Source organism: Agrilactobacillus fermenti, from assembly GCF_047943045.1.
Lineage (GTDB): Bacteria > Bacillota > Bacilli > Lactobacillales > Lactobacillaceae > Agrilactobacillus > Agrilactobacillus fermenti.
Window position 1 is genome coordinate 1,498,288 of record NZ_CP181347.1, and the last position, 23,510, is coordinate 1,521,797.

The 23,510-nt window shown below is 39.2% G+C and carries 21 protein-coding genes and 1 pseudogene; 3 read left to right on the forward strand and 19 right to left on the reverse strand.

Annotated elements, in window-relative coordinates:
* Positions 1–45: 45 nt before the first annotated feature.
* Both ACNAN0_RS07340 and ACNAN0_RS07345 read left to right on the forward strand, forming a co-directional pair.
* A pseudogene (locus ACNAN0_RS07340) lies at positions 46–168 on the forward strand (IS3 family transposase); the annotation flags it as partial.
* A gap of 75 nt (positions 169–243) precedes the next feature.
* Positions 244–429: an IS3 family transposase gene (locus tag ACNAN0_RS07345; RefSeq protein WP_416352993.1), complete on the forward strand. Its 186-nt coding sequence runs from the start codon at positions 244–246 to the stop codon at positions 427–429.
* Positions 430–698: 269 nt separating this feature from the next.
* Here ACNAN0_RS07345 and yihA read toward each other — a convergent pair whose 3' ends face one another.
* From yihA to rpsO, 10 genes are all read right to left on the reverse strand, one after another.
* Positions 699–1,310 (reverse strand): ribosome biogenesis GTP-binding protein YihA/YsxC, encoded by a 612-nt coding sequence (gene yihA, locus ACNAN0_RS07350; protein WP_416352994.1) that lies wholly within the window; start codon positions 1,308–1,310, stop codon positions 699–701.
* Positions 1,311–1,399: 89 nt separating this feature from the next.
* Positions 1,400–2,650, reverse strand: coding sequence for an ATP-dependent Clp protease ATP-binding subunit ClpX (gene clpX, locus ACNAN0_RS07355; RefSeq protein ID WP_416354180.1), 1,251 nt, complete (start codon positions 2,648–2,650; stop codon positions 1,400–1,402).
* A 161-nt stretch (positions 2,651–2,811) separates the two neighbouring features.
* Positions 2,812–4,095 carry a trigger factor gene (gene tig / locus ACNAN0_RS07360; RefSeq protein ID WP_416352995.1) on the reverse strand — a complete coding sequence of 428 codons (1,284 nt, stop codon included), beginning with the start codon at positions 4,093–4,095 and terminating at the stop codon, positions 2,812–2,814.
* A 160-nt stretch (positions 4,096–4,255) separates the two neighbouring features.
* Positions 4,256–5,446, reverse strand: a complete 1,191-nt coding sequence (gene tuf, locus ACNAN0_RS07365; RefSeq protein ID WP_416352996.1) for an elongation factor Tu — start codon at positions 5,444–5,446, stop codon at positions 4,256–4,258.
* Positions 5,447–5,628: 182 nt separating this feature from the next.
* Complete coding sequence (locus ACNAN0_RS07370) at positions 5,629–6,564, reverse strand: hypothetical protein (RefSeq protein WP_416352997.1); 936 nt, start codon at positions 6,562–6,564, stop codon at positions 5,629–5,631.
* Positions 6,565–6,596: 32 nt separating this feature from the next.
* Positions 6,597–8,315, reverse strand: a complete 1,719-nt coding sequence (locus ACNAN0_RS07375) for a ribonuclease J (RefSeq protein ID WP_416352998.1) — start codon at positions 8,313–8,315, stop codon at positions 6,597–6,599.
* Positions 8,316–8,336: 21 nt separating this feature from the next.
* Positions 8,337–9,182, reverse strand: coding sequence for a 4-hydroxy-tetrahydrodipicolinate synthase (gene dapA, locus ACNAN0_RS07380; RefSeq protein WP_416354181.1), 846 nt, complete (start codon positions 9,180–9,182; stop codon positions 8,337–8,339).
* A gap of 47 nt (positions 9,183–9,229) precedes the next feature.
* On the reverse strand, positions 9,230–10,282 hold the full coding sequence (locus ACNAN0_RS07385; RefSeq protein WP_230912485.1) for an aspartate-semialdehyde dehydrogenase: 1,053 nt from the start codon (positions 10,280–10,282) through the stop codon (positions 9,230–9,232).
* 228 nt (positions 10,283–10,510) lie between these two features.
* The gene (locus tag ACNAN0_RS07390; RefSeq protein ID WP_416352999.1) at positions 10,511–12,088 is read right to left on the reverse strand and encodes a hypothetical protein; all 1,578 of its coding nucleotides are present in this window, start codon (positions 12,086–12,088) and stop codon (positions 10,511–10,513) included.
* A gap of 89 nt (positions 12,089–12,177) precedes the next feature.
* Positions 12,178–12,447 carry a 30S ribosomal protein S15 gene (rpsO, locus tag ACNAN0_RS07395; protein WP_230912487.1) on the reverse strand — a complete coding sequence of 90 codons (270 nt, stop codon included), beginning with the start codon at positions 12,445–12,447 and terminating at the stop codon, positions 12,178–12,180.
* Between the two features lie 247 nt (positions 12,448–12,694).
* Here rpsO and rpsT point away from each other — a divergent pair, with 247 nt between their 5' ends.
* Positions 12,695–12,946 carry a 30S ribosomal protein S20 gene (rpsT, locus tag ACNAN0_RS07400; RefSeq protein WP_230912488.1) on the forward strand — a complete coding sequence of 84 codons (252 nt, stop codon included), beginning with the start codon at positions 12,695–12,697 and terminating at the stop codon, positions 12,944–12,946.
* Between the two features lie 112 nt (positions 12,947–13,058).
* Here rpsT and holA read toward each other — a convergent pair whose 3' ends face one another.
* The 9 genes from holA to ACNAN0_RS07445 are packed head-to-tail and all read right to left on the reverse strand — an operon-like array spanning position 13,059 to position 23,441.
* Positions 13,059–14,099, reverse strand: coding sequence for a DNA polymerase III subunit delta (gene holA, locus ACNAN0_RS07405; protein ID WP_230912489.1), 1,041 nt, complete (start codon positions 14,097–14,099; stop codon positions 13,059–13,061).
* A 41-nt stretch (positions 14,100–14,140) separates the two neighbouring features.
* Positions 14,141–16,429, reverse strand: a complete 2,289-nt coding sequence (locus ACNAN0_RS07410; RefSeq protein WP_416353000.1) for a DNA internalization-related competence protein ComEC/Rec2 — start codon at positions 16,427–16,429, stop codon at positions 14,141–14,143.
* Entirely contained in the window at positions 16,430–17,071 is a 642-nt protein-coding gene (locus ACNAN0_RS07415) for a ComEA family DNA-binding protein (RefSeq protein WP_230912491.1), read from the reverse strand.
* Between the two features lie 51 nt (positions 17,072–17,122).
* On the reverse strand, positions 17,123–18,169 hold the full coding sequence (locus ACNAN0_RS07420) for a SepM family pheromone-processing serine protease (RefSeq protein WP_230912492.1): 1,047 nt from the start codon (positions 18,167–18,169) through the stop codon (positions 17,123–17,125).
* Positions 18,159–18,662, reverse strand: a complete 504-nt coding sequence (gene coaD / locus ACNAN0_RS07425; protein ID WP_230912493.1) for a pantetheine-phosphate adenylyltransferase — start codon at positions 18,660–18,662, stop codon at positions 18,159–18,161. The genes ACNAN0_RS07420 and coaD overlap by 11 nt, the downstream gene beginning before the upstream one ends.
* Before the next feature lie 15 nt (positions 18,663–18,677).
* On the reverse strand, positions 18,678–19,229 hold the full coding sequence (gene rsmD / locus ACNAN0_RS07430) for a 16S rRNA (guanine(966)-N(2))-methyltransferase RsmD (RefSeq protein ID WP_230912494.1): 552 nt from the start codon (positions 19,227–19,229) through the stop codon (positions 18,678–18,680).
* Entirely contained in the window at positions 19,210–19,548 is a 339-nt protein-coding gene (locus tag ACNAN0_RS07435; protein WP_230912495.1) for a YlbG family protein, read from the reverse strand. Before ACNAN0_RS07435 ends, rsmD begins: the two co-directional genes overlap by 20 nt.
* Before the next feature lie 5 nt (positions 19,549–19,553).
* Positions 19,554–19,985 (reverse strand): YlbF family regulator, encoded by a 432-nt coding sequence (locus ACNAN0_RS07440; protein ID WP_230912496.1) that lies wholly within the window; start codon positions 19,983–19,985, stop codon positions 19,554–19,556.
* Between the two features lie 12 nt (positions 19,986–19,997).
* Positions 19,998–23,441 (reverse strand): pyruvate carboxylase, encoded by a 3,444-nt coding sequence (locus ACNAN0_RS07445; RefSeq protein ID WP_416353001.1) that lies wholly within the window; start codon positions 23,439–23,441, stop codon positions 19,998–20,000.
* Positions 23,442–23,510: the final 69 nt, after the last annotated feature.

Here is a 23,510-nt window from a genome sequence, read left to right on the forward strand (position 1 = left end):
GCGCCATCAGAAGATCTTTACGATCATCGGATCGTAAGTTGGGCTATTGCGTCGACGGAAACAGCAGAATTAGTCAGTAAAACGCTCGACTTAGCCCTACAACAAGTATCTGGTGCTAAACCAAAGATCGTACACAGTGATCAAGGTAGCAGTTATACTTCAGGCAGTTACAACCTAAAACTAGCCAGTTTAGGCATCACCCATAGTATGTCCCGTCCAGGGACACCTGGAGACAACAGTCCTATGGAGAGCTTCTGGAGTCACATGAAAGAAGAATTCTTCGCCTTTGAACAAGCGTATTCACAAGAGGAACTAGCGCTTCAGATTTCACGTTGTATCGATTGGTATAACAACAAACGTCGCCAAGAAACACTTAACGGCATGACCCCCAACGAATATGGGTGCCATGCCGTTAAGAAAAGTGCATAAGCATTTTAATTATTTAAGTTGTCTACTTGACACGGAGTAGTTCCATCTAACCTCTCAAAATCTTTATAAAAAATGTTCACCAACACTCATTGACAAAGAACCATAAAAATGACGAGGGCGAAAACAAATTAACGTTTTGTTTTCGCCCTCTATCTGTTTGTTAATAATTTTAGTTTAACCGTGTGCCAAAAGGCAACACCGTTTGTCTCGCTCTCATCATTTTTTATAAAGCTTAACGCCCGACGCGCTATTCAAATAAGTCGCAGCAATCATTGCACAGATTTAATAACAAAATCAACCTGGGTATGTGCCTTGATCCACTGCCAAATTTCATCATGGCCGACCTTTGTTTCCGCACTGAAGAAAACAAATTGATCACTAGGATCAAATTGCAACTTCTGTTTGATGATCTTTGTCTGCTTATTATGCTGACTTCGTTTGATTTTATCTACTTTAGTTGCGACGACAAGCACAGGTAAATCATAATACTTGAGATAGTTGTACATATTAAAATCGTCCTCTGTAGGCTCGTGTCGGGCATCAACTAATAATACAGCACCCTGTAACACTTCTCGCGTTTGCAGATACGTTTCAATAATTTGGCCAAAACGTTCTCGCTGCTGTTTTGAAACCTTAGCATAACCATAACCTGGAACATCCACAAAAATAAGCTGCTTTTCAATTTGATAAAAATTCAAGGTCTGCGTCTTACCCGGCTTACTAGAAGTCCGTGCCAGCGCTTTTCGACTTAACAAGGTATTGATTAATGAAGATTTACCCACATTCGAACGCCCAGACAGGACGATTTCCGGCAAGCCATCTTGCGGATATTGTTTTGGGTCAACGGCACTGATCAATAAGGTTATATCATTAAATTGCATAATTCACTCCAATACTTTTACTAAAAAAGCTGGCACAGAACATATTCTGCCACCAGCTCTTTTAAAAACATCAACACAACTTTAACTTTTTAAGAAGCCTTTTTACCGTCAACCAAAACAAGTTCAGGCTCGGCATGGTCTTCAACCGCAGCCTTGGTTACAATTGCTTTAGCAACATCATCACGACTAGGTAAATCAAACATCATATCCATCATAACTTCTTCAATAATTGAACGAAGGCCGCGTGCACCCGTGTTACGTTCAATAGCTTCATGAGCAATAGCATGTAAAGCATCATTTGTAAACTCTAGCTGTACATCGTCAAGCGACAATAACTTCTGGTATTGTTTGACAAGTGCATTCTTAGGTTCAGTCAAAATGCGCACTAAATCATTCTCAGTTAGTTTTTCTAAAGCTGCAATAATTGGAATCCGTCCAATAAATTCAGGAATGATACCAAACTTCATTAAATCTTCAGGAATAATTTGCTGCATCAAACTCTCATTTTCGTCAAGTTGTTGATTTGTATTCGTCCCGAAACCAATCGTTTTTTCACCCAAACGGTTTTTAACGATTTGTTCAATCCCATCAAAAGCGCCACCAACAATAAACAAGATATTGGTTGTATCAATTTGAATAAACTCTTGTTGTGGATGCTTACGACCGCCCTGAGGTGGCACATTAGCTGTGGTACCTTCAAGTATTTTTAATAGAGCTTGCTGTACCCCTTCACCGGAAACATCACGTGTAATGGAGACATTTTCACTCTTCTTAGCAATTTTATCGATTTCATCGATATAAATGATACCACGTTGTGCACGATCAACATCGTAATCCGCATTTTGCAGCAACTTGAGTAAAATGTTTTCCACATCTTCACCCACATATCCAGCTTCGGTCAATGTTGTTGCGTCGGCAATAGCAAAAGGTACATTCAAAATACGCGCAAGTGATTGAGCTAGGAACGTTTTCCCTGAACCAGTTGAACCAATCAAAGCAATGTTACTTTTTTGCAGTTCAGTATCATCTTCCTTAGCCACTGACATTTGATTGACCCGCTTGTAATGGTTATAAACGGCAACTGAAAGGGCCTTTTTTGCATCATCTTGACCAATAACATATTGGTTCAAAACATCTAAGATCTGTTGTGGTTTTGGTACATCTACAAGATCATGATAAGCTTCTTCTTTAAATTCTTCATCAATAATTTCTTTACATAAATCGATACATTCATTACAAATATATACACCGGGGCCGGCAACGATTTTCTTGACCTGGTCCTGGGTTTTGCCGCAGAACGAACACTTGACAGGTCCAGAGGTTTCCATATTGTCAAACATTGAATTAATCAACCCTTCCATTACCCATAATCCTGTGAGTAATTCATAACTAATACTACATGAACGATAGCATAGAAACAACAGTTCGTAAAGTAATGCGCTTAAAAAGAGGTAAACAGTAATTAAACTCACCGTTTACCTCCCTTTTAGATGCTTATGCTTTAAGCTTCTTTAGCTGAATCAGCGACAATATCAATTGCCTTTTTAACAGCAATATCATGGCTCAACATATCATTCGTCAATGTTTGTCGAACTGTTTTTTCGTCCATATTATATTCTGAAGCTAAGTTTTTAATTTCATCATTAATTTCATCTTCAGATGGTTTGATATCTTCGGCTTTTACAATAGCTTCCAATACTAAATTCGTGCGAACACGTTCATCAGCATCTTTTTCAAATTGCTTGTGTAAGTCATCTTCTGATGTCCCTGTTAATTGATAGTACATTTGTGGTGAAATACCTTGACGTTGCATATTTCCGAGGTATTGGTTCATTTGGTTATGCACTTCTTCATGAACCATAGCTTCTGGTAATTCTTCGATAGTTGCGTTCTTAACCGCTTCAGAAATGGCAGCATCTTGAATTGCTTCATCCGCAGCTGTGTTCTTCTTTTCAACTAAATCAGCTTTGATTTTCTTTTTAAGTTCATCCAAAGAATCAACATCTTCATCAACATCTTTAGCAAACTCATCATCTAGTTTTGGCAACTCTTTTGTTTTAACTTCATGGATCTTAGTTTCAAAAGTAGCTTCTTTACCAGCCAAATCTTTAGCTTGATAATCTTCAGGGAAAGTTACTTTAACTTCAACGTCGTCCCCAGCTTTATGACCAATCAATTGATCCTCAAACCCAGGAATGAAAGAATTTGAACCTAACTCTAAAGAGTAGTTTTCTGCGGAACCACCATCAAAAGGCTTGCCGTCGATGCTACCTTTATAGTCAATGACAACTGTGTCACCTTTCTCACTAGCGCCATCTTCTTTAAGCACCAATTCAGCCTGATCTTCACGGCGTTTTTCAAGCTCGGCGTCAACATCAGCATCAGTTACATCACGTTCTTGCTTAGGTACTGTTAAACCTTTATAGTCACCTAATTTGACTTCTGGTTTAACGGTTACCTTAGCTTTGATGACCCAAGGTTCGTTGGGTTCCATCTTTTCAACATTAATTTCAGGTTGATCAACTGGTTCGATAGCAGCTTCTTTGACAGCATTATCGTAAGCATCAGGTAAAACAATATTCAAAGCATCTTCATACAATGCAGCTTCACCATACATACGGTTAAATACTTGGCGTGGCACTTTGCCTTTACGGAACCCTGGCACATTTAAAGTCTTGCGCACACGTTTAAAAGCTTGATCTAAACCACTATTAATTTTATTGACATCAATTTCAAAAGTAAGTTCACCATCATTGGTGCCTTTTTTTTCCCATTTTGCAGACATACGTTTCCCTCCGGATCATAACTTAAATACTTATTGCTTTTTTGCATACTAATTTATACTAACTTATGTGTTGCTAAAAGTAAATGATTTGACAGAATTAATTAAGTGTATCCATAAAAAAAGACTTGGTTTCCCAAGCCCTTTTTAAAACATCTTATTATTAATCTAAGATTTCATTAACCATGCCGGCACCGACAGTACGGCCACCTTCACGAACAGTGAACTTAGTACCTTTTTCGATAGCAACAGGTGCAATCAAATCAACTTCAAAAGTAACGTTATCCCCAGGCATAACCATTTCTACACCTTCTGGTAACTCAATGACACCAGTTACGTCAGTTGTATGGAAATAGAATTGTGGGCGATAGTTTGAGAAGAATGGTGTATGACGACCGCCTTCTTCTTTAGTTAAGATATAAACTTCACCTTTGAATTTGTTATGAGTTTGAATTGAACCTGGTTTAGCTAAAACTTGGCCACGTTCTACTTGTTCACGGTTAATACCACGTAGAAGTACACCAACGTTATCGCCGGCTTCACCAAAGTCAAGTGTCTTACGGAACATTTCAAGACCTGTAACTGTTGATTTCAAGATTTCTGGTTTCAAACCAATGATTTCAACTTCATCACCGACTTTAACTTCACCACGATCGATACGGCCAGAAGCAACAGTACCACGACCAGTGATCGTAAATACGTCTTCAATAGGCATCAAGAATGGTTTGTCGTTATCACGTTCTGGAGTTGGAATATAGTCATCAATAACATCCATTAAATGTAAGATAACTTCTTCTTGTTCCTTATCGCCTTCAAGAGCTTTTAAAGCAGAACCGCGAATAACTGGAATATCATCACCAGGGTAATCGTATTCTGAAAGTAATTCACGAACTTCCATTTCAACTAAGTCGATCAATTCGTCATCATCAACTAAGTCAGTCTTGTTTAAGAAGACAACGATGTATTCAACACCAACCTGACGTGCTAACAAGATATGTTCACGTGTTTGTGGCATAGGACCATCAGTAGCAGCAACAACTAAAATAGCACCGTCCATTTGAGCGGCACCAGTGATCATGTTTTTAACGTAATCCGCATGTCCTGGAGCGTCAATATGAGCATAATGACGTTTTTCAGTTTCGTATTCAACGTGGGCAGTGTTGATTGTAATACCACGTTCTTTTTCTTCTGGAGCTGCATCGATATCAGCATAGTCTTCAGCTTTCGCTAAACCTTTAGAAGCTAAGACCTTAGTGATAGCAGCAGTTAAAGTAGTTTTCCCATGGTCAACGTGGCCGATAGTACCAATGTTAACATGGGGTTTTGTTCTTTCATAATGTTCTTTTTCAGCCATTAAAAGAAACCTCCTGTATTTTTGACAAGAAAATGTTGGCACTCAGGCTACTTCATGCCAAAAATTCTCTAAGTTTAATTGTACTACTTTTAAGGGAGAAACTAAACATTTTCCTCTTAAAAATATCCTCTTTGCATTATACGTGCTTCCCTTTGATTTGTAAACATTCAAATCAAAAAAATTCACATATTTAATTCTGCAATATATGCGTCGATCTTATCTTGCCATCGTCGCACTTGTAAGTGCGGCTTGTCGCCTGTATCAGCTGTTTGTCCCTCATACTTAAGCAGTAATTCATCAAGCCAAACGGCAGGTGCTTGCACGACTTCATCTGCAAATGGATACAAAAGTATAAATTGTAGATCCAACTCTTGTTGTATCTGTAACAAAATAATAGGATCATCTAGTGCCATATTTGTTAAATGTGTCCAGACGGTTTGGTAACTCATGACCCGAAAATCACTTGGTAAAGTCGCCAAATCAACTGTTTTCACTTGTCCAAACCAATTAAATGCCAGTTTTTGTTTAACATCCAGAGGTGCAATGTAACTTAAAAGCTCGCTTTTATAAAGTGGATTGATCCAATCATTTTGCAGTACAACTGTTAATGCCTGCAAATAAACTGCTAGTGGTAATCGCTTGATTTCAGCAATAATATGCAGTTGTTCTGCTGGAGTTGCATTGACTAATGTATAGACCTGCCGCAGCTTTGTCTGCATCTGAACTTCATGGCGCATCATTTTTTGTTCCTGCATTTGAATATAAGCTGTCAAAACATTAACCAGTTTAGCTGACCGAAGATTTTTTAAATCACGGCGCGCCAAGATAAAATCTCGATGCCTTACTAATAATTGTAAATAATAGAATGTGCACTCTGAACCATGCTGCAAATATTCTTCAGAATACTCCTTCGTCAAAGCTAAAGCTTCGTCAATTTCGCCCATTTTGCTTAACAAAACCGAAAGTAGGTAATTTAACGAAAATACTGGCCGCAATTCATAAGCTTGATAATAACATTCATACGCCTGATGCCACTTTGATTCATCAAAAAAATGATTACCTTGATCAATTAAAGTTTCAAAGTTCTTAGGAAACTTAATGACATTATCTTTTGGCATTGACTGCGCCCCTCACATAAAAGTCGTCAGTGTCACTGATTTGAAGCCCGTTTTGCACGACTATGATTCTGTGAACGAATTTTATTTTGGTTGACCTCCATAATGACTGGTAAAATTACGGGGTGCCGATGTGTCTGTTCGTACAAGAACTTACCAAGATCTTCTCGTACATCTTGTTTTAAGGTACTCCAATCGAATTCTTTATTATCTAAATTATTCTGGATTGTTTGACTTACAATTTCAATACTCTCGGCCATTAAGTCTCGATTGGCTTTAATATAAACAAACCCACGTGTAATCACCTTAGGCTTAGCTACAATCTTTTTATTTTTACGATCAATCGTTACCACTGCCACAAAGATACCATCTTCTGAAAGTACTTTACGATCACGCAAAACGATATTGCCAATATCACCAACACCACTACCATCGATCATAACATTGCCAGCATCAACCGATTGCCCTAGATTAATCCCCACTTCTGTCAATGAGAGAACATCCCCATTTTGGGCTAAAAAGATATTTTTATAAGGTAACCCAGTTTCATGAGCAATTTCGGCATGAGCATCCATTAGGCGGTATTCACCTTGAACTGGTAGTAAATTTTTTGGATGCAACAAATTGATCATCAATTGTAGATCATTCTTATTTGCATGTCCTGAGGCATGTAAATCGTCAGAAATAGCCTTTACTTCACCACCAGCACGATAAATCATATCTTTTGTGCGGGCAACATTCGTTTCCATAGCATAGGAAGGTGTTGTCGTAATAAATACTAGATCTCCTTCGTGGATACGGACATTTCGATTACGTTTCTGAGCCATTTTTTGTAGCGCTTTGAGTGGTTCACCCATCCGCCCAGTTTCTAAAATTACGAGCTGACTATCTTCATATTTCTTCATGTCTTTGATCGGCACTAAAATATCTTTAGCCGGAAACTCTAAATAATGCAATCGCATAGCTGTCCGAACGATCCGTTCCAAATCACGACCAGTTAAGACCACCTTACGCCCGGTTTTATAAGCAGCATTAATTACTTGCTGAATACGAACGATATTCGAAGCTACGGAAGCCACAATAATTCGACCATCATGAAAATTAAAAGTTTCTTCTACATAACGGGAAATTTCTAATTCACTGACACTTGGTCCCACTGACTCAGCACTTGCAGAATCACTTAACAGCAAAGCAACATCCTGTTTGCCAATTTCTGTTAAGCGCGCAAAATCTGTTTGATACATGGGCGTTGCCGATTGATCAAATTTAAAATCACCAGTATAGACGATTTGGCCTAAACTCGTTTTAATAACTATCCCAAAAGAACCTGGAATTGAGTGGGTCGTTTTAAAGAAAGATACAGTTGCTTGTTCAAAATCGATCGCCGTTTTTTCATTGACAACATGAAAATCATCAAACTTCTTTGTTAATGGGTCACGTTCTGTGTTGATTTTTGCTAACTCCACAGTCAACTTGGACCCAAAAACAGGAATATCACGATCTTTTAAGAAATAAGGTAACGCGCCAATCGCATCTGCATGTCCATGTGTTAAAAAGATACCAACAACCTTATCGATATTCTCTTCTAAGTAACTAAAATCAGGTATGACCACATCAATTCCTAAAAGTTCATTTTCAGGATATTTCAGGCCACAATCAAGCACAAAAATCTCATTATCAATTTCAACGGCGTACATATTTTTACCATTTTCACGCAATCCGCCAAAAGGGATAACTTTAATTGTTTGACTCATCTCTTCACCTCTTTAATCATATTAATTATCTAAAATTTGTTTAATTGTTTCAAACTCCGCTGCACTAGGCATCACCAATGGCAGCCGCACACCGCCCACTGGTAACTGATTCACATTTAACATAGCTTTAGTGGCACTTGGCGAAGGCGTCGAAAAAAGTGCCTTTATTTTGGGATCCAAACTAATTTGAATTTTGGCAGCATCTTGGACTTTTCCTAAGGCAATTAGGCGATACATGCGTGCGATTGCTTCACCATATAAATGACTTGCTACTGAAACCACGCCTTGCGCACCCATAGCTTTAGCTGCAAAGGCAAAATTATCTTCACCGCTATACACAGCAAAATCAGTATCACTTGTGCCATTGACTAAAGCACCTAAATTAGTGATACCCGTACAATCTTTAACACCGATAACATGTTCAAAGGTTGCTAATTTCAAAATTGTCGCCACAGCCATAGTGACACCAGTTCGACTTGGAATATTATAAATCAAAAATGGTAGTTTACCTTGTGTCGCAACAGCGGCAAAATGGGCATATAGTCCCGCTTGATTTGGCCGATTATAGTAAGGTACCACAACTAGAGCCGCATCAATGCCCTTAATTTCCGCGACTTCATTCATAAATGTAATTGTTTCTTGGGTATTGTTACTACCTACATTAGCAATGACTGGAACACGGCCTTGGTTGATTGCTACAGTTGCCTGATATAATTCTAACCTCTCATCATGAGACAATGTTGGCCCTTCACCCGTCGTTGCGCCAATCAATAACGCTTCTGTTCCCGTTGCCAACAAATGCTCGATTAACGCCCGTAACCGTTCTTGGTCAATGTGTTCATTGCGGTCATCAAACGGTGTGACCATTGCAGTGATAACTGATACATCATCTAACAGCAAATTCATAACCCCCACTAATCTTGGACATGTAATAGATTCATTTCATGCAAGGTCTCGGCAATTTCAAGCGAATTCCAGGCAGCACCCTTTAATAAATTATCTGAAACCACATACATATGGAATGACCCTTGGTTATCCATGTCCCGACGAATACGCCCGACAAAAGTGTCTTTTTTGCCCTCGGCATTAATTGGCTGCGGATAAACTTGGTGTTTCGGGTCATCTTCCACAACGACACCAGGGGCGGTCTTCAAAACAGCTCGGATATCATCAGGTGTTGCTGAACGATCCGTTGTTGTAAAATAAACAGTTTCCGAATGACTGACGACAATAGGCACACGCACACAAGTAGCTGTTACTTTCAAATCATTGTCTTCCATGATTTTACGTGTCTCATTGATCATTTTCCACTCTTCATGAGTATAGTCTTCATCTTCAAACACATCGATTTGAGCTAACGTATTGAAAGCAATCTGGTAATGCTTTTCATCGCCGCTAACTGGTAGTATTTTAGGTTCAACCGGTTCATGATTTAACACTTGTTGGGCCTCAGTCATCAATTCATTAATAGCACTTTGACCAGCTCCAGATACGGCTTGATAGGTAGAGCAAATCACTTGATCTAACCCAAATTTCTGCCGAACAGGTTCCAGAGCAACGACCATTTGAATGGTCGAACAATTTGGATTAGCAATGATGCCATGATGGCGTTTCAAAGCTTGTGGGTTGACTTCAGGTACAACTAAAGGTACCTCGGGGTCCATTCGAAAGTGACTTGTATTATCAACCACAACAGCACCATGTTTGACAGCTTCTGGTGCAAACTTCGCTGAAACAGAACCACCAGCTGAGAATAATGCTAAATCAACACCTTCAAATGAATCAGGTGTTGTCTCTTCTACTGTAAGCATCTGGTCTTTAAACTTGAGTTGCTTGCCTGCAGAACGTTTAGACGCCAATAGTTTCACTGAATTGATTGGTAATTTTGTTTCGTATTCCAACAATTGAATAAACCGTGATCCTACAGCACCAGTTGCGCCGACAATAGCTACATTATAACCAGACATATTTAAAACCTCTCTCAAAATAAATTAGATTCTTTTAATGTTTTTAAGTCTACCACGAATCAATAAAAAAATACACAGCCGCTAGTTTGCTTAAATCCTTGCTTTTGCAAACGAAAATCATTAAAAATATCTTAATCATTTGATTGACATGCATCAAAATGAAAACCAATATAACCGTACTGATAATTAAAACTCGAAATGTGCTTGAATGAATCACTTTATCAATAATTAGATAGATATTGCCTGCTTAACCAACTCTAGTAGTGCTAATTGCGCTTGCCTAGCCTGCATGATAACTTTGGTTAATTCAGGTTGAGCCATAACTATTGGCTGACCTATCATTTGGAAAGCTGTTAGTGCTTGTTTTGTTCCGGCAATTTCTAAGCGGCTCTCACTAAAACGCTGTTCCAAGTTGCTTATATCCGTCAGCACAACTATTTTCCCTTGGTGCTGGACAAGTCCCATTGTGACACTAACAACAGCTGAATCAACCAAGGCTCCTGTAGCTAATAGGGCTAACATCGCAGCATTCGTACTGGCGGAGAGGATACTGCCATCTCGATCTAGAATTTCTAAATCCAAGTTCAACCGCTGCAAGTGATCCGCTTGAGGCAGCCATACCTGAGTTAGCGCATTTCGAATGTACTGATGATCTAACCAATCTATTTGCTGTGTAACTTGAAAGTCATCATTGCTTTCTCCCCTAATAGGTAAGAAATGTGTATTGATTTGTATCGCTGCTTTTACGTCATTTGACTTTATCTTTGCAGACCGTAAAGCTGCTAAAATTTGAGTTTTACCCTGCTGCAACAAACTAGAACCAGTGGCTGTTGATAACATGTTTAATTGCACTGATAACGGCCGTAACGCATCTAGTGCACGCCCAGCAACTCGAATATTTTTATCTAATAATAATTGACGCGTCATTGCTTGTTCTAACTCAGCAAGATATTTTAAAACCAACGCTTGCGTATTGGTTTCCACCCTCATACTCGTTTTAAAATAATTCAATGCTGATGTTTTGATTGTTTTAATTTTTGCAGCTCGTGTTGCTGAATTTGTGGTTGTTAGTGTGGCCAGCATCTGTTTACGATACAACTTAAAAATTTCTGATTTTAAAGTGTCCGCAATGGCCGTTTTTTTAAACTCTAATTTAGACTTCCCAATAGTCGCAATAATTTTAGCTTGAAATTTATTGATCCTTCTAATTTCGTCTAAAGCAAACATCAAACCTTGGCTGAGTGTCTTTTCAGACATTGATTTACCAGTTGCATTCACAAAACTTAATCCTTGATCTGTACCAGCCACTAAAGCATACATTTCAGCTTGTTGCCGCTGAATCGATGTTGGATTTAAAATGACCGTATTGTCGTCTAGCTGAGCAACTGCAACACTCGCGATTGGTCCTAAAAATGGTATGTCAGAGATACCTAATGCTAAGGCACTACCCAGTAGCGCCGCTAAAAATGGTGCACAGTCAGCATCATAACTCAAAACTGTATTTGTAATTTGTATATCTTGATTAGCTTTTTTTGGTAAAAGCGGCTCTAAAATTTGTTTGATTCTATGTGCCGCTAGTTTTGGTTGTATTTCATTAACCGCTGCATCAACGCCGAGCTCCGGAGTTACAAGTGAACTTAATCGATATTGAACTTCTAAAGATAAGGCTTCACCTTGCCCCGTTTCCTCACCGTTAATAACTGTACTTAGAACAACCGTGTCGCCATAGCGGATCAAAACACTCCCATCTGTTTGTGTTGCCAATCCGCCAATTTCAATTGTAACTGGCATCTGATCAAATCGCATTTTAAAAACATGTTTGCTCACAATTCGCCAGCCCCCATTTCTATATTAAAAAAACAGCGAGATCAATTTCTGATCCCACTGTTCTAGAATTAACGACGTAAGCCTAAGCTCTTGATCAATTCACGATAACGTACAATGTCCTTGTTTCTCAAGTATGCTTGTAAGTTACGACGATGACCAATTTTCTTAGTTAAACCAACATATGAATGGTGGTCCTTCTTGTGTAAACGCATATGCTCTGTCAAAGCATTGATCTCAGCAGTCAATACTGCAATTTGTACCTCTGCAGAACCAGTGTCGCCTTCATGACGCGCATATTTCTTGATGATCTCATTTTTTTGTTCTTGTGTAATTGCCAAATCTATCACCCTCTCAAACGTTATTCGCGGTTATCTTGGTAAAACGTTGGTGATTCGTCAAACTAAGATACCGTAGCAATAAACACATCTACTATAATAATCAAAATTTCTTCAAAACACAAGTTTTATTCATATCAAGTAAAAATACTTTACAAGTTTGTTATTGCATTAAAACTAACAATTCTGTATAATAACTTCGTTACGTATTAATGAGTATTCGTAAATAATCTTACTCGGAGGTGTCAATATGCCACAAATCAAATCTGCTATTAAACGCGTTGAAACAAACCACAAAGCAAACTTAAGAAATACAGCACAAAAAAGTGCGATGCGTACAGCTATCAAAAAATATGAAGCTGCTGCAGCTAATAATGGTGAAGATCGCGATGCTTTGTTCACAAAAGCTGTTAGTGCCGTTGACAAAGCTGCATCTAAGGGCTTGATTCACGCTAATAAAGCTGCTAATACAAAATCACGTCTTGCAAAATTAGCAAAATAATTGATAAGATTGACTCGCAATCGTCGAGTCTTTTTTATTTAAAAAAATAAGGGCCATTTGTCATTGACTAATGTATGTAAATCACTAGTTAATGACAAATGGCCCTTTTCAATTATTGCTTAACTGGATCTGCAAATTTTAACATAAATAATTCGAATAGCAATTGCTTATCTATTTGTGCAGATTTCATCTTATAATCATTCTCTTCCAAGCCTAGAAAAGCCCGCTTTAAATCTTTCATGGAAAAATGGCGCGCTGTTTGCAATGCAAGTTTAATGCGATAAGGGTGAACTTTCAAAACTTGGGTTAAATCTCCTTGCGTTAAGCCCTTCTTTGTTAAGATCTTGACTTGCATTAATAATCGAAACTGCGTTAACAAAATACTATTAATTTTAATTGGTTCTTCTTTATTCAATAATAAGTCGTGATAAAGTTCCAATGCTTGTGTGACATTTTTATGCAACACGTAATCTACCAAATCAAAAATATTATTTTCCAATGTTGGTGCAACAAGATCTTCAACCATCGGTAGCGTGATCTGTTTATCGCTTGCCGTGATAAACAACTTCTCTAAATTATCAATAATATTAGAAAAATCACCGTCTGAACGCTGTAATAGCAGTGTTCTTGCTTCTGCATTAATTTGAAAACCATGTTGGCTGAGATAATTATCCAGAGTGCTTTCGACTTGTCGTGCCTCGATCTTTTGAACATCAACGACCTGTGCATGTTTCATTAATAACTTAGCAATCTTCTTACGGCCGTCTAGTTTATGTGTATGTGCAAAAATGACGAGTATTGTTGATGGTGTTGGTTTTTTCAAGTAACGTTCTAAAATAGATACATCCTGCTCGACCGTTGCCTTAATATTTTCAGACATTGCAAAGAAAGGCCGCGTTAAAAATACAAGTCGATGGTCACCAAAGAAAGGCACTGATGAGGCATCGTCGATTGCACTACCTAAAGAATCATTTGTAAGATCATATTGAGCAAAATTCATTGAACGCTCTTCGGGGCGTAACACACCATGAAAAGCAGACACTACTTGATTGATCAAGTGGTCTTCAGTCCCCAGAACTAAATAAAGCGAGCCAGCTTGGTGCTGTTTTATCTGTTTATTTAAGGCATCGACTTTTATCATTGTACTTGCCAAATTGATTAGAAACCTCCATTTAAAATAAATATTGAATGCGATTAAGATTTTACGCCAAATACCCGGACATGATAATTACCGTTCAAAGAATACCTAAAGGTTATCATACCAGATGTTTGCGTGTTTAGATATGGCACGCGTAGCTTTGTCAGAGTTTGCAACGTTTCTTGATCCGGATGACCATACCGATTATGCCGGCCTGAAGAAATTAAAGCAAATTGTGGCTGCAGTTGTTGAATAAAATCTGGGTTTGACGACGTTTTACTACCATGATGCGCAATTTTAAGAAAATCTACTTTCAATGATGGATAGTGCGTGATTATGCCCTTTTCCCCTGCTTGATCGACATCTCCAGTAAAAAGCCAACGCTTATGTCCAAGCTCAGTATATAGCACTAATGAATCTTCATTAGCGCCCATTCCGGGCTGAAACGGATGAACAGCTGAAAACCTCATACCAGCCAGATTCAATTGATCACCCGCTAAAACCGGAAAGTAATGCGGCTTGATCATTGGATCAACTAGTTTCTGATAAAAATGTGGATTTTGCGTCAGTCCCTGTGCAAAAACAACACGTACCACTGGAATTGATTGTAATAACGTTTGTAAATCGCCGAGATGATCAGCATCTTGATGTGTTAAAACAATGGCATCCAAATGACTGATCCCTTGTTGTTTTAAAAAAGGTAATGTGATTTTTGTAACACCATCTTGTTGAATTTTCTTTTGCCAGGATTGCAGTGGTAACTTCAGTTTACCTCCTGTGTCAATTAAAACGGTCTGTCGATGAAATGGTGTGGTAATTAGAATAGAATCGCCTTGACCAATATCAATTAAAGTTATCTGCCCCATTAGAGGAAAGTGGATCATGATAAAAGAAACGACTAATAAAGTACCATAAACAACACTACCCTTCAAACGATTTCTTTGCTGAGTTTGATTTAAAATCCAAAATGCTGTCATGACTAATCCAGTGACAATGATAAGCGACGGCTGCCCAAAAATCACATTTAAAGTTCGTGTTTGTGCTACAAAATGTAGACACTGGTCCAACGCTGTCAGCCCACCATTAACAAAGCTATGTATATGCCACATATCAAACGGCAAAAACGCCACGCCAATGATAATTGGCAAAATAATAACCTCAAAAAGTGGGATCATTATCAAATTTAATATCAATGTTCCCAGATGCCAACTATAACTAAAATATAATAAAAGGGGTAAGCTGGCCAACATTAAATTTAGTTGTCTGCCAATTGCGGAATGCCAACGATTTAAAATCAACGCTAATGACATGCCAAAACTTAATTGGCCGCCTAAATTAAATAATAAGTAGGGGTCAAGCAGCAATAAGACGATCATAATAACGCTAATTTTATCCAACTTTCCCCAATGCCATTTGACTTGATGCAAGCAAATATTTAATACAGTCAAAAAGACAGCACGTCGAATGCCCACCCCTGCGCCAACGAATAAACAATAAAGGGGTAATAAAATTAAAAGCCAACGCTCAACCAATTCTCTTGTAAATCTTAATCGAGTTGCGAAAAAATAAATGCCATTGATCAAGACAAAAACATGTAGTCCCGATAAACTAAACAGATGAATAATGCCTAGCTGACTCATGTCTTGTTTAAACGTCAGATCGCCATCAAATTTGCCAATAATCAAACCGGTCAAGTAAACATTGAGGGGTTTTGGAAAACGCATAAAATGCAAGTAAAGCTGTTGGCGCCAACTTAAAAGTTGATCAATCCAATGATGATCATCATAGACACAGCTTTGAATTTGCGACACATTGATTGCATATTGAATACGGTGGGCTTGCCATTGATAATTACGATTATCGAATTGACCGCGGTTAGTTGCGGCCATAATAGGCGTTACCTCACCTGTAATTTGTAAATTTAAATTATGATAGTTATTTTGAAAATATAATTTTTCCTGAGGTGACTGTAACCGATAATACACTAAAAATGACTTTGACTTACTATTGATTTCAGTCGCAATACCGCTCAACTGATCGCCATTGACCTTGATTGAATCAGCCTGAATATGAATATTTATTGGCGCTGGTATAGTCGTGATTCTAGGTGGCCGCACGCGAAAAGCCAGCGTTCCCACGACCACAATAATGCTGATCATTAAAAAAAATACGACCTTATCGGCTAGGCTAGCTACGCGTATGCATAAATAACTTAATAGTAATGCGGGTAGCCACCAACGTTGACCATTCACCAACCAAGCAGTTAAGATGGCTGCCAAGCCAATAAAAATCAGGCGATCTTCCAGCCGGTTTACCAACCACTTTGCTTGTCTCTGAATAATCATCTAAACGGTCAATTTATCACTTAATTTTTGTACGGTTTTATCCCCAAATCCATTGACCTTTTTTAAATCGGTCACACTTGAAAATTGACCTTGGTTGGTCCGAAAATCAATTATTTTCTCGGCTTTCTTCTCACCAACACCATCAATTTGCTGCAGCTCTTCTTTAGTTGCTGTATTCAAATTGATTTTAGCTCCAGTAGTAGAACTACTGGGTGCATTGGCTGTATTACTTGCTCCCGCAACTCTTGGTTCTCCTTTTTGAGGGACATAAACCATGCCTTGATCTTGCACTTTTTGCGCCAAATTGATTTGCGTCTGATCCGCTTCTGGTCGAAATCCCCCAGCACGTTGAATTAAATCATTGATGCGATCTTCACTTTTTAAGTGATAAAGGCCTGGATGGACAACTGCACCTTTAATGTCAACGACAACGGTTTGGTTTTTGGCGGCGTGATCACTAGACTTACCAGACGATATCGCACCCTTTTGGTTTGAAGCTGGGCCAGCTTTAGGAAAAGTCGCCTCGGCGGTAGCGACATCATGTGTCACATCAGATTTTGGCTGACTCAGATACCAAAACCCACCACCTGCTAGAAAAACACCGACAATTAACACCCAATAATAACGTTTAATCCACTCCATTAAAAAAACCTCACTTTCTGCTACTAATACGTACGCAGAAATCTGAGGTTATTATTTTTCTAGGTAATGAATTGCGTCATTTAAATTTCGCACAGGTATGATTTTCATTTTTGTGTGAATTTTCTGAGCCGCTTTTTTAGCAATCATATAATTGTTTTGGTAATGCGGCATGGCATGACGTTCTTTTTTAGTTAATTGATCATCAGGAGCAAAAAAGACCGTTGCTCCCATTTTTGACGCAGCAACAACTTTTTTATCAATCCCGCCAATTGGCCCGACTTGCCCATCCGTTGAAATTGTGCCGGTTCCAGCAATCGTTCGACCGCGCAATAAATGCTGCTGACTGAGCTGATCATAAATTTGCAACGTAAACATTAATCCAGCAGATGGCCCACCAATGGCACCAGCATCTACACGAATTGATCTTTTAGTTTTGATCTGCGTATGATCTGTTAGCGTGATGCCTAATCCAGGGCGCTTGGTATCGGGTAATCGAATCAGTCGGCCAATCGCATGGTGCGTTTTTTTATTTCGAGTATAGGTTAAAGAGACTTTCTGGCCCAACTTTAAATGGCGCACATACTTTTGGAAATTAGCCGTATTCGTAAATTTCTGCCCATTGACCTGAGAAACAGTATCGCCTAATTGCAACTTATGCTGAAAACTCGATTGCTGAAGCACATCTAGAACGTAGACACCAATGAAATGCCATTGATACGGGACTTTTGCACGTTTTGCTGCCTGTGCGATAGCGGTATTTTCAGAGTTTTCAATGTAATATTGTTGCAAGCGATCATAAGCCGCGCTAGACGCACTACCCATTAATTCTTGTTTACTATAGATATCTGTGAACGATCGAAAATGCCCAATCAGTAACTGTATTGGTGTGGCTTGTTGGATTTGGACTGTGGTTAACAAAAACTTTCCTTTAGTTTTAGCATGCTGATGATCGACTTTAACAAATTGACTGACATCTTCTGCCGATCCTGGAGATTCCAAGTAATAATTTGTCGGCCACAAAAAAACAACCGCTAGACCAACCAAACCAATGACTATTAAAAGTCGTCGGAACCAGAGCCAACGTGACTTAGTTGCCATAGTGAACTTCCTGCAGCTTCTGTTTCAGAGCAATTTCAACGTTTTTAGGCACCAAACCAGTCACGCGGCCATTAAAAGCCGCGACCTCTTTGATCATACTAGAAGAAATAAAGTTGTACTCTTGGTCAGCCATGAAAAAAACCGTTTCGATACTTGCATCTTGAACTTTATTCATTTGAGCAATCCCAGCTTCATATTCAAAGTCATTACCATTGCGCAATCCTCGAATCAGCGTCGTTGCCCCTAGTTCTCGAGCCAATGTTACCGTTAGTTTTCTGGGAGCCGCAATGACCGTTACCGATTCTAATGCAGTCACAGCATCTTTGATCAGCGCAACTTTTTCTTCTGTAGAAAACAAAGCACTTTTACCAGTATTGGTGGCAACAGCAATATAGACTTTATCAAAAAAAGTCAAAGCCTTTTTAACCGTGGCTAAATGGCCGTTCGTAAAGGGATCAAAACTACCTGGGAAAAGCCCAATTTTTTCAGTCATAGCTTACCTCGCAAATTAACTCGTATACTTAAAGATACTCACTTCTGTAATACCATATTGATGTTGTCCAATCAGTGAAAAACCGGTAATTTCGGGATATAGGACCGTAACATCAGTTTCAGCAACAATCAAAGCACCGGGATGTAACAACACTTGCTCATGAAATTGACCCAATAATTTCACGATTTGCTGTTCACGATAAGGTGGATCTAACAAGACTAAATCAAATTTGATTTGGTCTTCAGAAAACTTTACAAGTGCTCGATTAGCAGGTGATTTGATAATATCAAACTTCTCTGGTGCCTTGGTAACTGAAACATTTGCTTCAATTGTTTTGATTGCCGCATACTGCCGATCCACCAAATACGCTTTAGCAATACCCCGTGATACAGCTTCAATTCCTAAGCCACCTGTCCCTGCATACAAATCCAATGCAGTTCCACCTTCAAAATAGGGGCCAATAATATTGAAGATTGCTTCTTTAACTTTGTCGGTCGTGGGTCGCGTTTTACGACCAGGTACTGGCTTTAATCTGCGCCCACTATACTCACCGGCTACGATGCGCATCGTCGTTGCTCCTTTTTTTATATTTACGGTAATTTTCAACATCTGGAATAGCTTGCTCTGATTGTTCAGCAAGCTGATCTAATCGCTCGCCAAACTCAGTATTCAATTCACCGCGATGTGAAAGTTCTACTTTTCGTACAAAATTCAATTTTTCAATCATTGTCTTGACCGCATCTGCTTGAATTTGATCTACGTAAAGAACAACGTATTTCATACGCTTTGAGGTGTAATAAATCATACCATAACGGCGCAGCTGTTTGACATGATGTAAATTATACAACCAAACAATAACACCAACGCGCGGTTTAATTTGAAACATGTGCTTCACCTTTCTAACTTGTTGTGCGGTCGCCGTTTAGTCTCAAAAAAGGGATTTTGAGTCGCTACTTTGATATCTTTAGAAACACTATTTGCCATGACAACAGCAATCGTATCAATGACTGTTTCTAATTCACGCTGGGCCAATTTGTAAGCAGCCACTTGTTGATTTAGATCCATCGCACGCTTAGCGGCTAAAGTTGTTTGTTTTAATGTCATTACTTCAGGACGATAAGCGCCATAAGGTTCTACCTGACTTAAACGTTGCTGTAGGCTATGAAACTTATCAATGAGCACCTGTGCTTGTAAATCATGTTGTAACGCTGCAAGCTTTTGCTGGTAGTGCGTTACATATTTGGATTGAGCTAATTTTTCTACTAAATGATCAATACTGTCTTCTACAGCAGCCATATGTTCATCATAAATCAACCCGATCATCCCTTGATAGTCCTATTTTTTAGCCTCTTGTGGCGTCATTTCCATCAATAAATCATTCGCATCTACACGCTGTCCTGGTTTAACATAAATATGCTGAACCAAGCCATTATATGGTGCAGGGATCGAGGTTTCCATTTTCATTGCTTCAGTAACTAATAATGGTTCCCCTTTCTTCACAAACTGTCCCTTCTTAACTAGAACTTTGGCAATTGTCCCAGTCATCATAGCACCAATCTGATCATTATTCGTCGGTTCAACTTTTTGGTTGCCGACAACACCGTGACTGACAGACTTATCTTGAACACTGATCTGCAACCTCTGCCCATTCAAAGTAAAGTAAATGGTCCGCATGCCTTCAACATCAGGTTCACCGATCTCTTCTAAATTCACGATAGCTTCTTTGCCCGAACCATAATTAATATGAATGGTTTCACCGAGACGCATCCCTTCAAAGAAAGTTGGTGTATCTAAATGTGTCACACCACCATATTTTTCATGATCTTTAATATAGTCCATGAACACCTTAGGATAAAGTAGATAACTCACAATTTCTTCATCCGATGGTTCTCGCTTCATTTTTTCCGTTAATTCACTTTTAACAGCCGTAAAATCAACAGGCGCCACCAAACTACCTGGTCGAACTGTAATTGGTTTGCGATCTTTTAATATGATTGCTTGTAATTTTTTGGGAAAACCGCCAACCGGTTGCCCCAAATCACCAGCAAAGAAATTAATAACGGACTCAGGGAAATCAATATCACGGCCCTTTTCAAGTACGTCTTGTGGGGTTAGATTATTCTGCAGCATGAACAAAGCCATATCGCCAACAACTTTGGAAGATGGCGTAACTTTAATAATGTCACCAAACAATTGGTTGACTTTGGCGTACATGACCTTAACTTCATCAAAGCGATCACCTAGACCAACGCCCTTAGCTTGTTGATACAAATTCGTATATTGACCGCCAGGCATCTCGGTTAAATAAACGTCTGTTTGCGGGCTGGTCACACTCGTTGAAAAAGCAACATAGGCCTGGCGTAAGTTTTGAAAATATTCATTAACTTTTTCAACTGACTGCATTTCCAAGTCAGGCTGGCGTGCGCTATCTCCAAGTGCATAGTATAGACTACTCATACTTGGCTGTGAGGTTGCCCCAGACATAGCACTTTGCGCAACATCAACGACGTCTACCCCTGCTTCAACAGCTTTTACATAAGTATAAATACCATTACCGGCCGTATCATGTGTGTGTAGATGGATCGGAATAGAAACGGTCTCTTTTAACATTGAAATCAATTCATAAGCCGCCTGTGGTTTTAATAAACCAGCCATATCTTTAATCGCTAAAATGTTAGCACCGGCAGCTTCAATGTCTTTAGCCAGCTGTTTATAATAATTTAAATCATATTTGTGTAAGCTGGAATCTGAAACATCGCCGGTATAACACATGGCAACTTCAGCAATCTTATTGTTTTGCCGAACTGCATCAATACTTTTTTCCATTTGTGGCAGCCAATTTTGACTATCAAAAATACGAAAAACATCCATGCCCTCTTGAGCAGCTAAATCAATGAACTTTTTAATCAAGTTATCGGGGTAATTTTTATAACCTACCGCATTACTACCACGGAACAGCATCTGCAACAACGTTCCAGGTAATAACTGCCGCAATCGCCGCAGTCTTTCCCAAGGATCTTCATGGAGAAAGCGATAACTGACATCAAATGTTGCGCCGCCCCACATTTCATAGGAAAAAAGATCTGGTAATGCTCGTCCCATTTGTCCGGCCATCCGAACCATATCATGCGTTCGCATCCGCGTAGCAAATAAGCTTTGATGCGCATCTCTTAAGGTTGTATCGGTTAATAGAACTTTAGGTTGCGCCAATAACCATTTTGAAACGGCTTCTGGACCTTGGTCATCCAAAATCTGCTTGGCCGTTATTTGCGTTGGATCTGGATAAGCAGGCATGACAGGTAAATCAACTAGACTAGCTGATTTTTCCTTCTTACGTGGTAAATCGGCGTAACCATTGATCGTAATATCACCAACGTATTGCATTAACGCTAGAGATGGATCTTTGTGTGCTTTGATCTTTAATAATTCAGGATGGTCACCGATGAACGTTGTCAATGCTTGCCCAGAAATGAAAACAGGATTCACAATAACATTTTGCATAAATGGAATGTTGGTTTTGACACCTTGAATATCAAATTCACTTAAAACGCGACTCATCTTGTGACAAGCTTGTTCAAAACTCAAAGCATGAACACTAGCTTTAACCAGTAGAGAATCAAAATAAGGTGTCACTACTGCGCCAGTATATGCATTTCCGACATCTAGCCGAACCCCATTACCACCGGGAGAACGATAAGTATCTAAAGTTCCGGTATCTGGGAAGAAATTATTACTTGGATCTTCCGTAGTTACCCGACACTGAATAGCAGCCCCGTCAAAATGCAATTCATTTTGAGCGGGTAAACCCAAGTCCTTGTGGATATCGGCGCCAGCTGCAATTCTTAACTGAGCCCCGACAATATCAACACCAGTAATTAATTCGGTAATCGTATGTTCCACTTGGATACGAGGATTCACTTCAATAAAGTAAAAGTGGCCATCTTCCATCAAAAATTCTACTGTGCCAGCATTACTATAGCCCACGTGTTGCATTAATTTCACAGCTGCCCCACAGACAGTCTCCCGCTGTTCAGACGTTAACATCACACAAGGGGCCACTTCAACAACCTTTTGGTTTCGACGCTGCACAGAACAATCTCGTTCAAAAAGATGCATCACATGACCGTGTTCGTCGGCAAGAATTTGAACTTCCACATGCTTGGCATGGGCAATAAACCGCTCAACATAGAGCTCATCTTCACCAAAAGCCTGTTTTGCCTCGCCTTTGGCACGTTCATAAGCATCTGGTAGTTCTTCTGGTGTCTCAACCACACGCATACCACGACCGCCACCACCTAAAGCAGCTTTGATCATAATTGGAAAGCCGTATTTCTGACCAAAAGCTTGCACCTCTGCCAAAGATTCAACGGGATGATCTGTACCAGGAATCGGTTGAATACCTGCAGCCTTCGCAGCGGCCTTTGCCTTAATTTTGTCACCAAATATATGTAAAAGTTCTGTTTTCGGACCTATAAAAGTTAAGCCAGCGGCCCGAACACGCCTTGCAAATTCTTCATTTTCAGATAAAAACCCATAACCAGGATGAACAGCGTCAGCCCCACTTTTTTGCGCCACACGAATGATACTGTCAATATCTAAGTATGCGTCGGTTGGCTTTTTACCAGCCCCTACTAAATAAGCTTCTTGTGCTTTAAATCGATGAATGGATAGTTCATCTTCTTTGGCATAGATACCGACCGTTTTTAGACCTAATTCTTCACAAGCACGAAAAATTCGAGTTGCAATTTCGCCTCTATTTGCAACTAATACTTTATGCATGAACGTGCGCTCCTTTGCTTTTATTATAATAAGCTTAAACAATGATTATAAAATAAGCAATCATCTTTT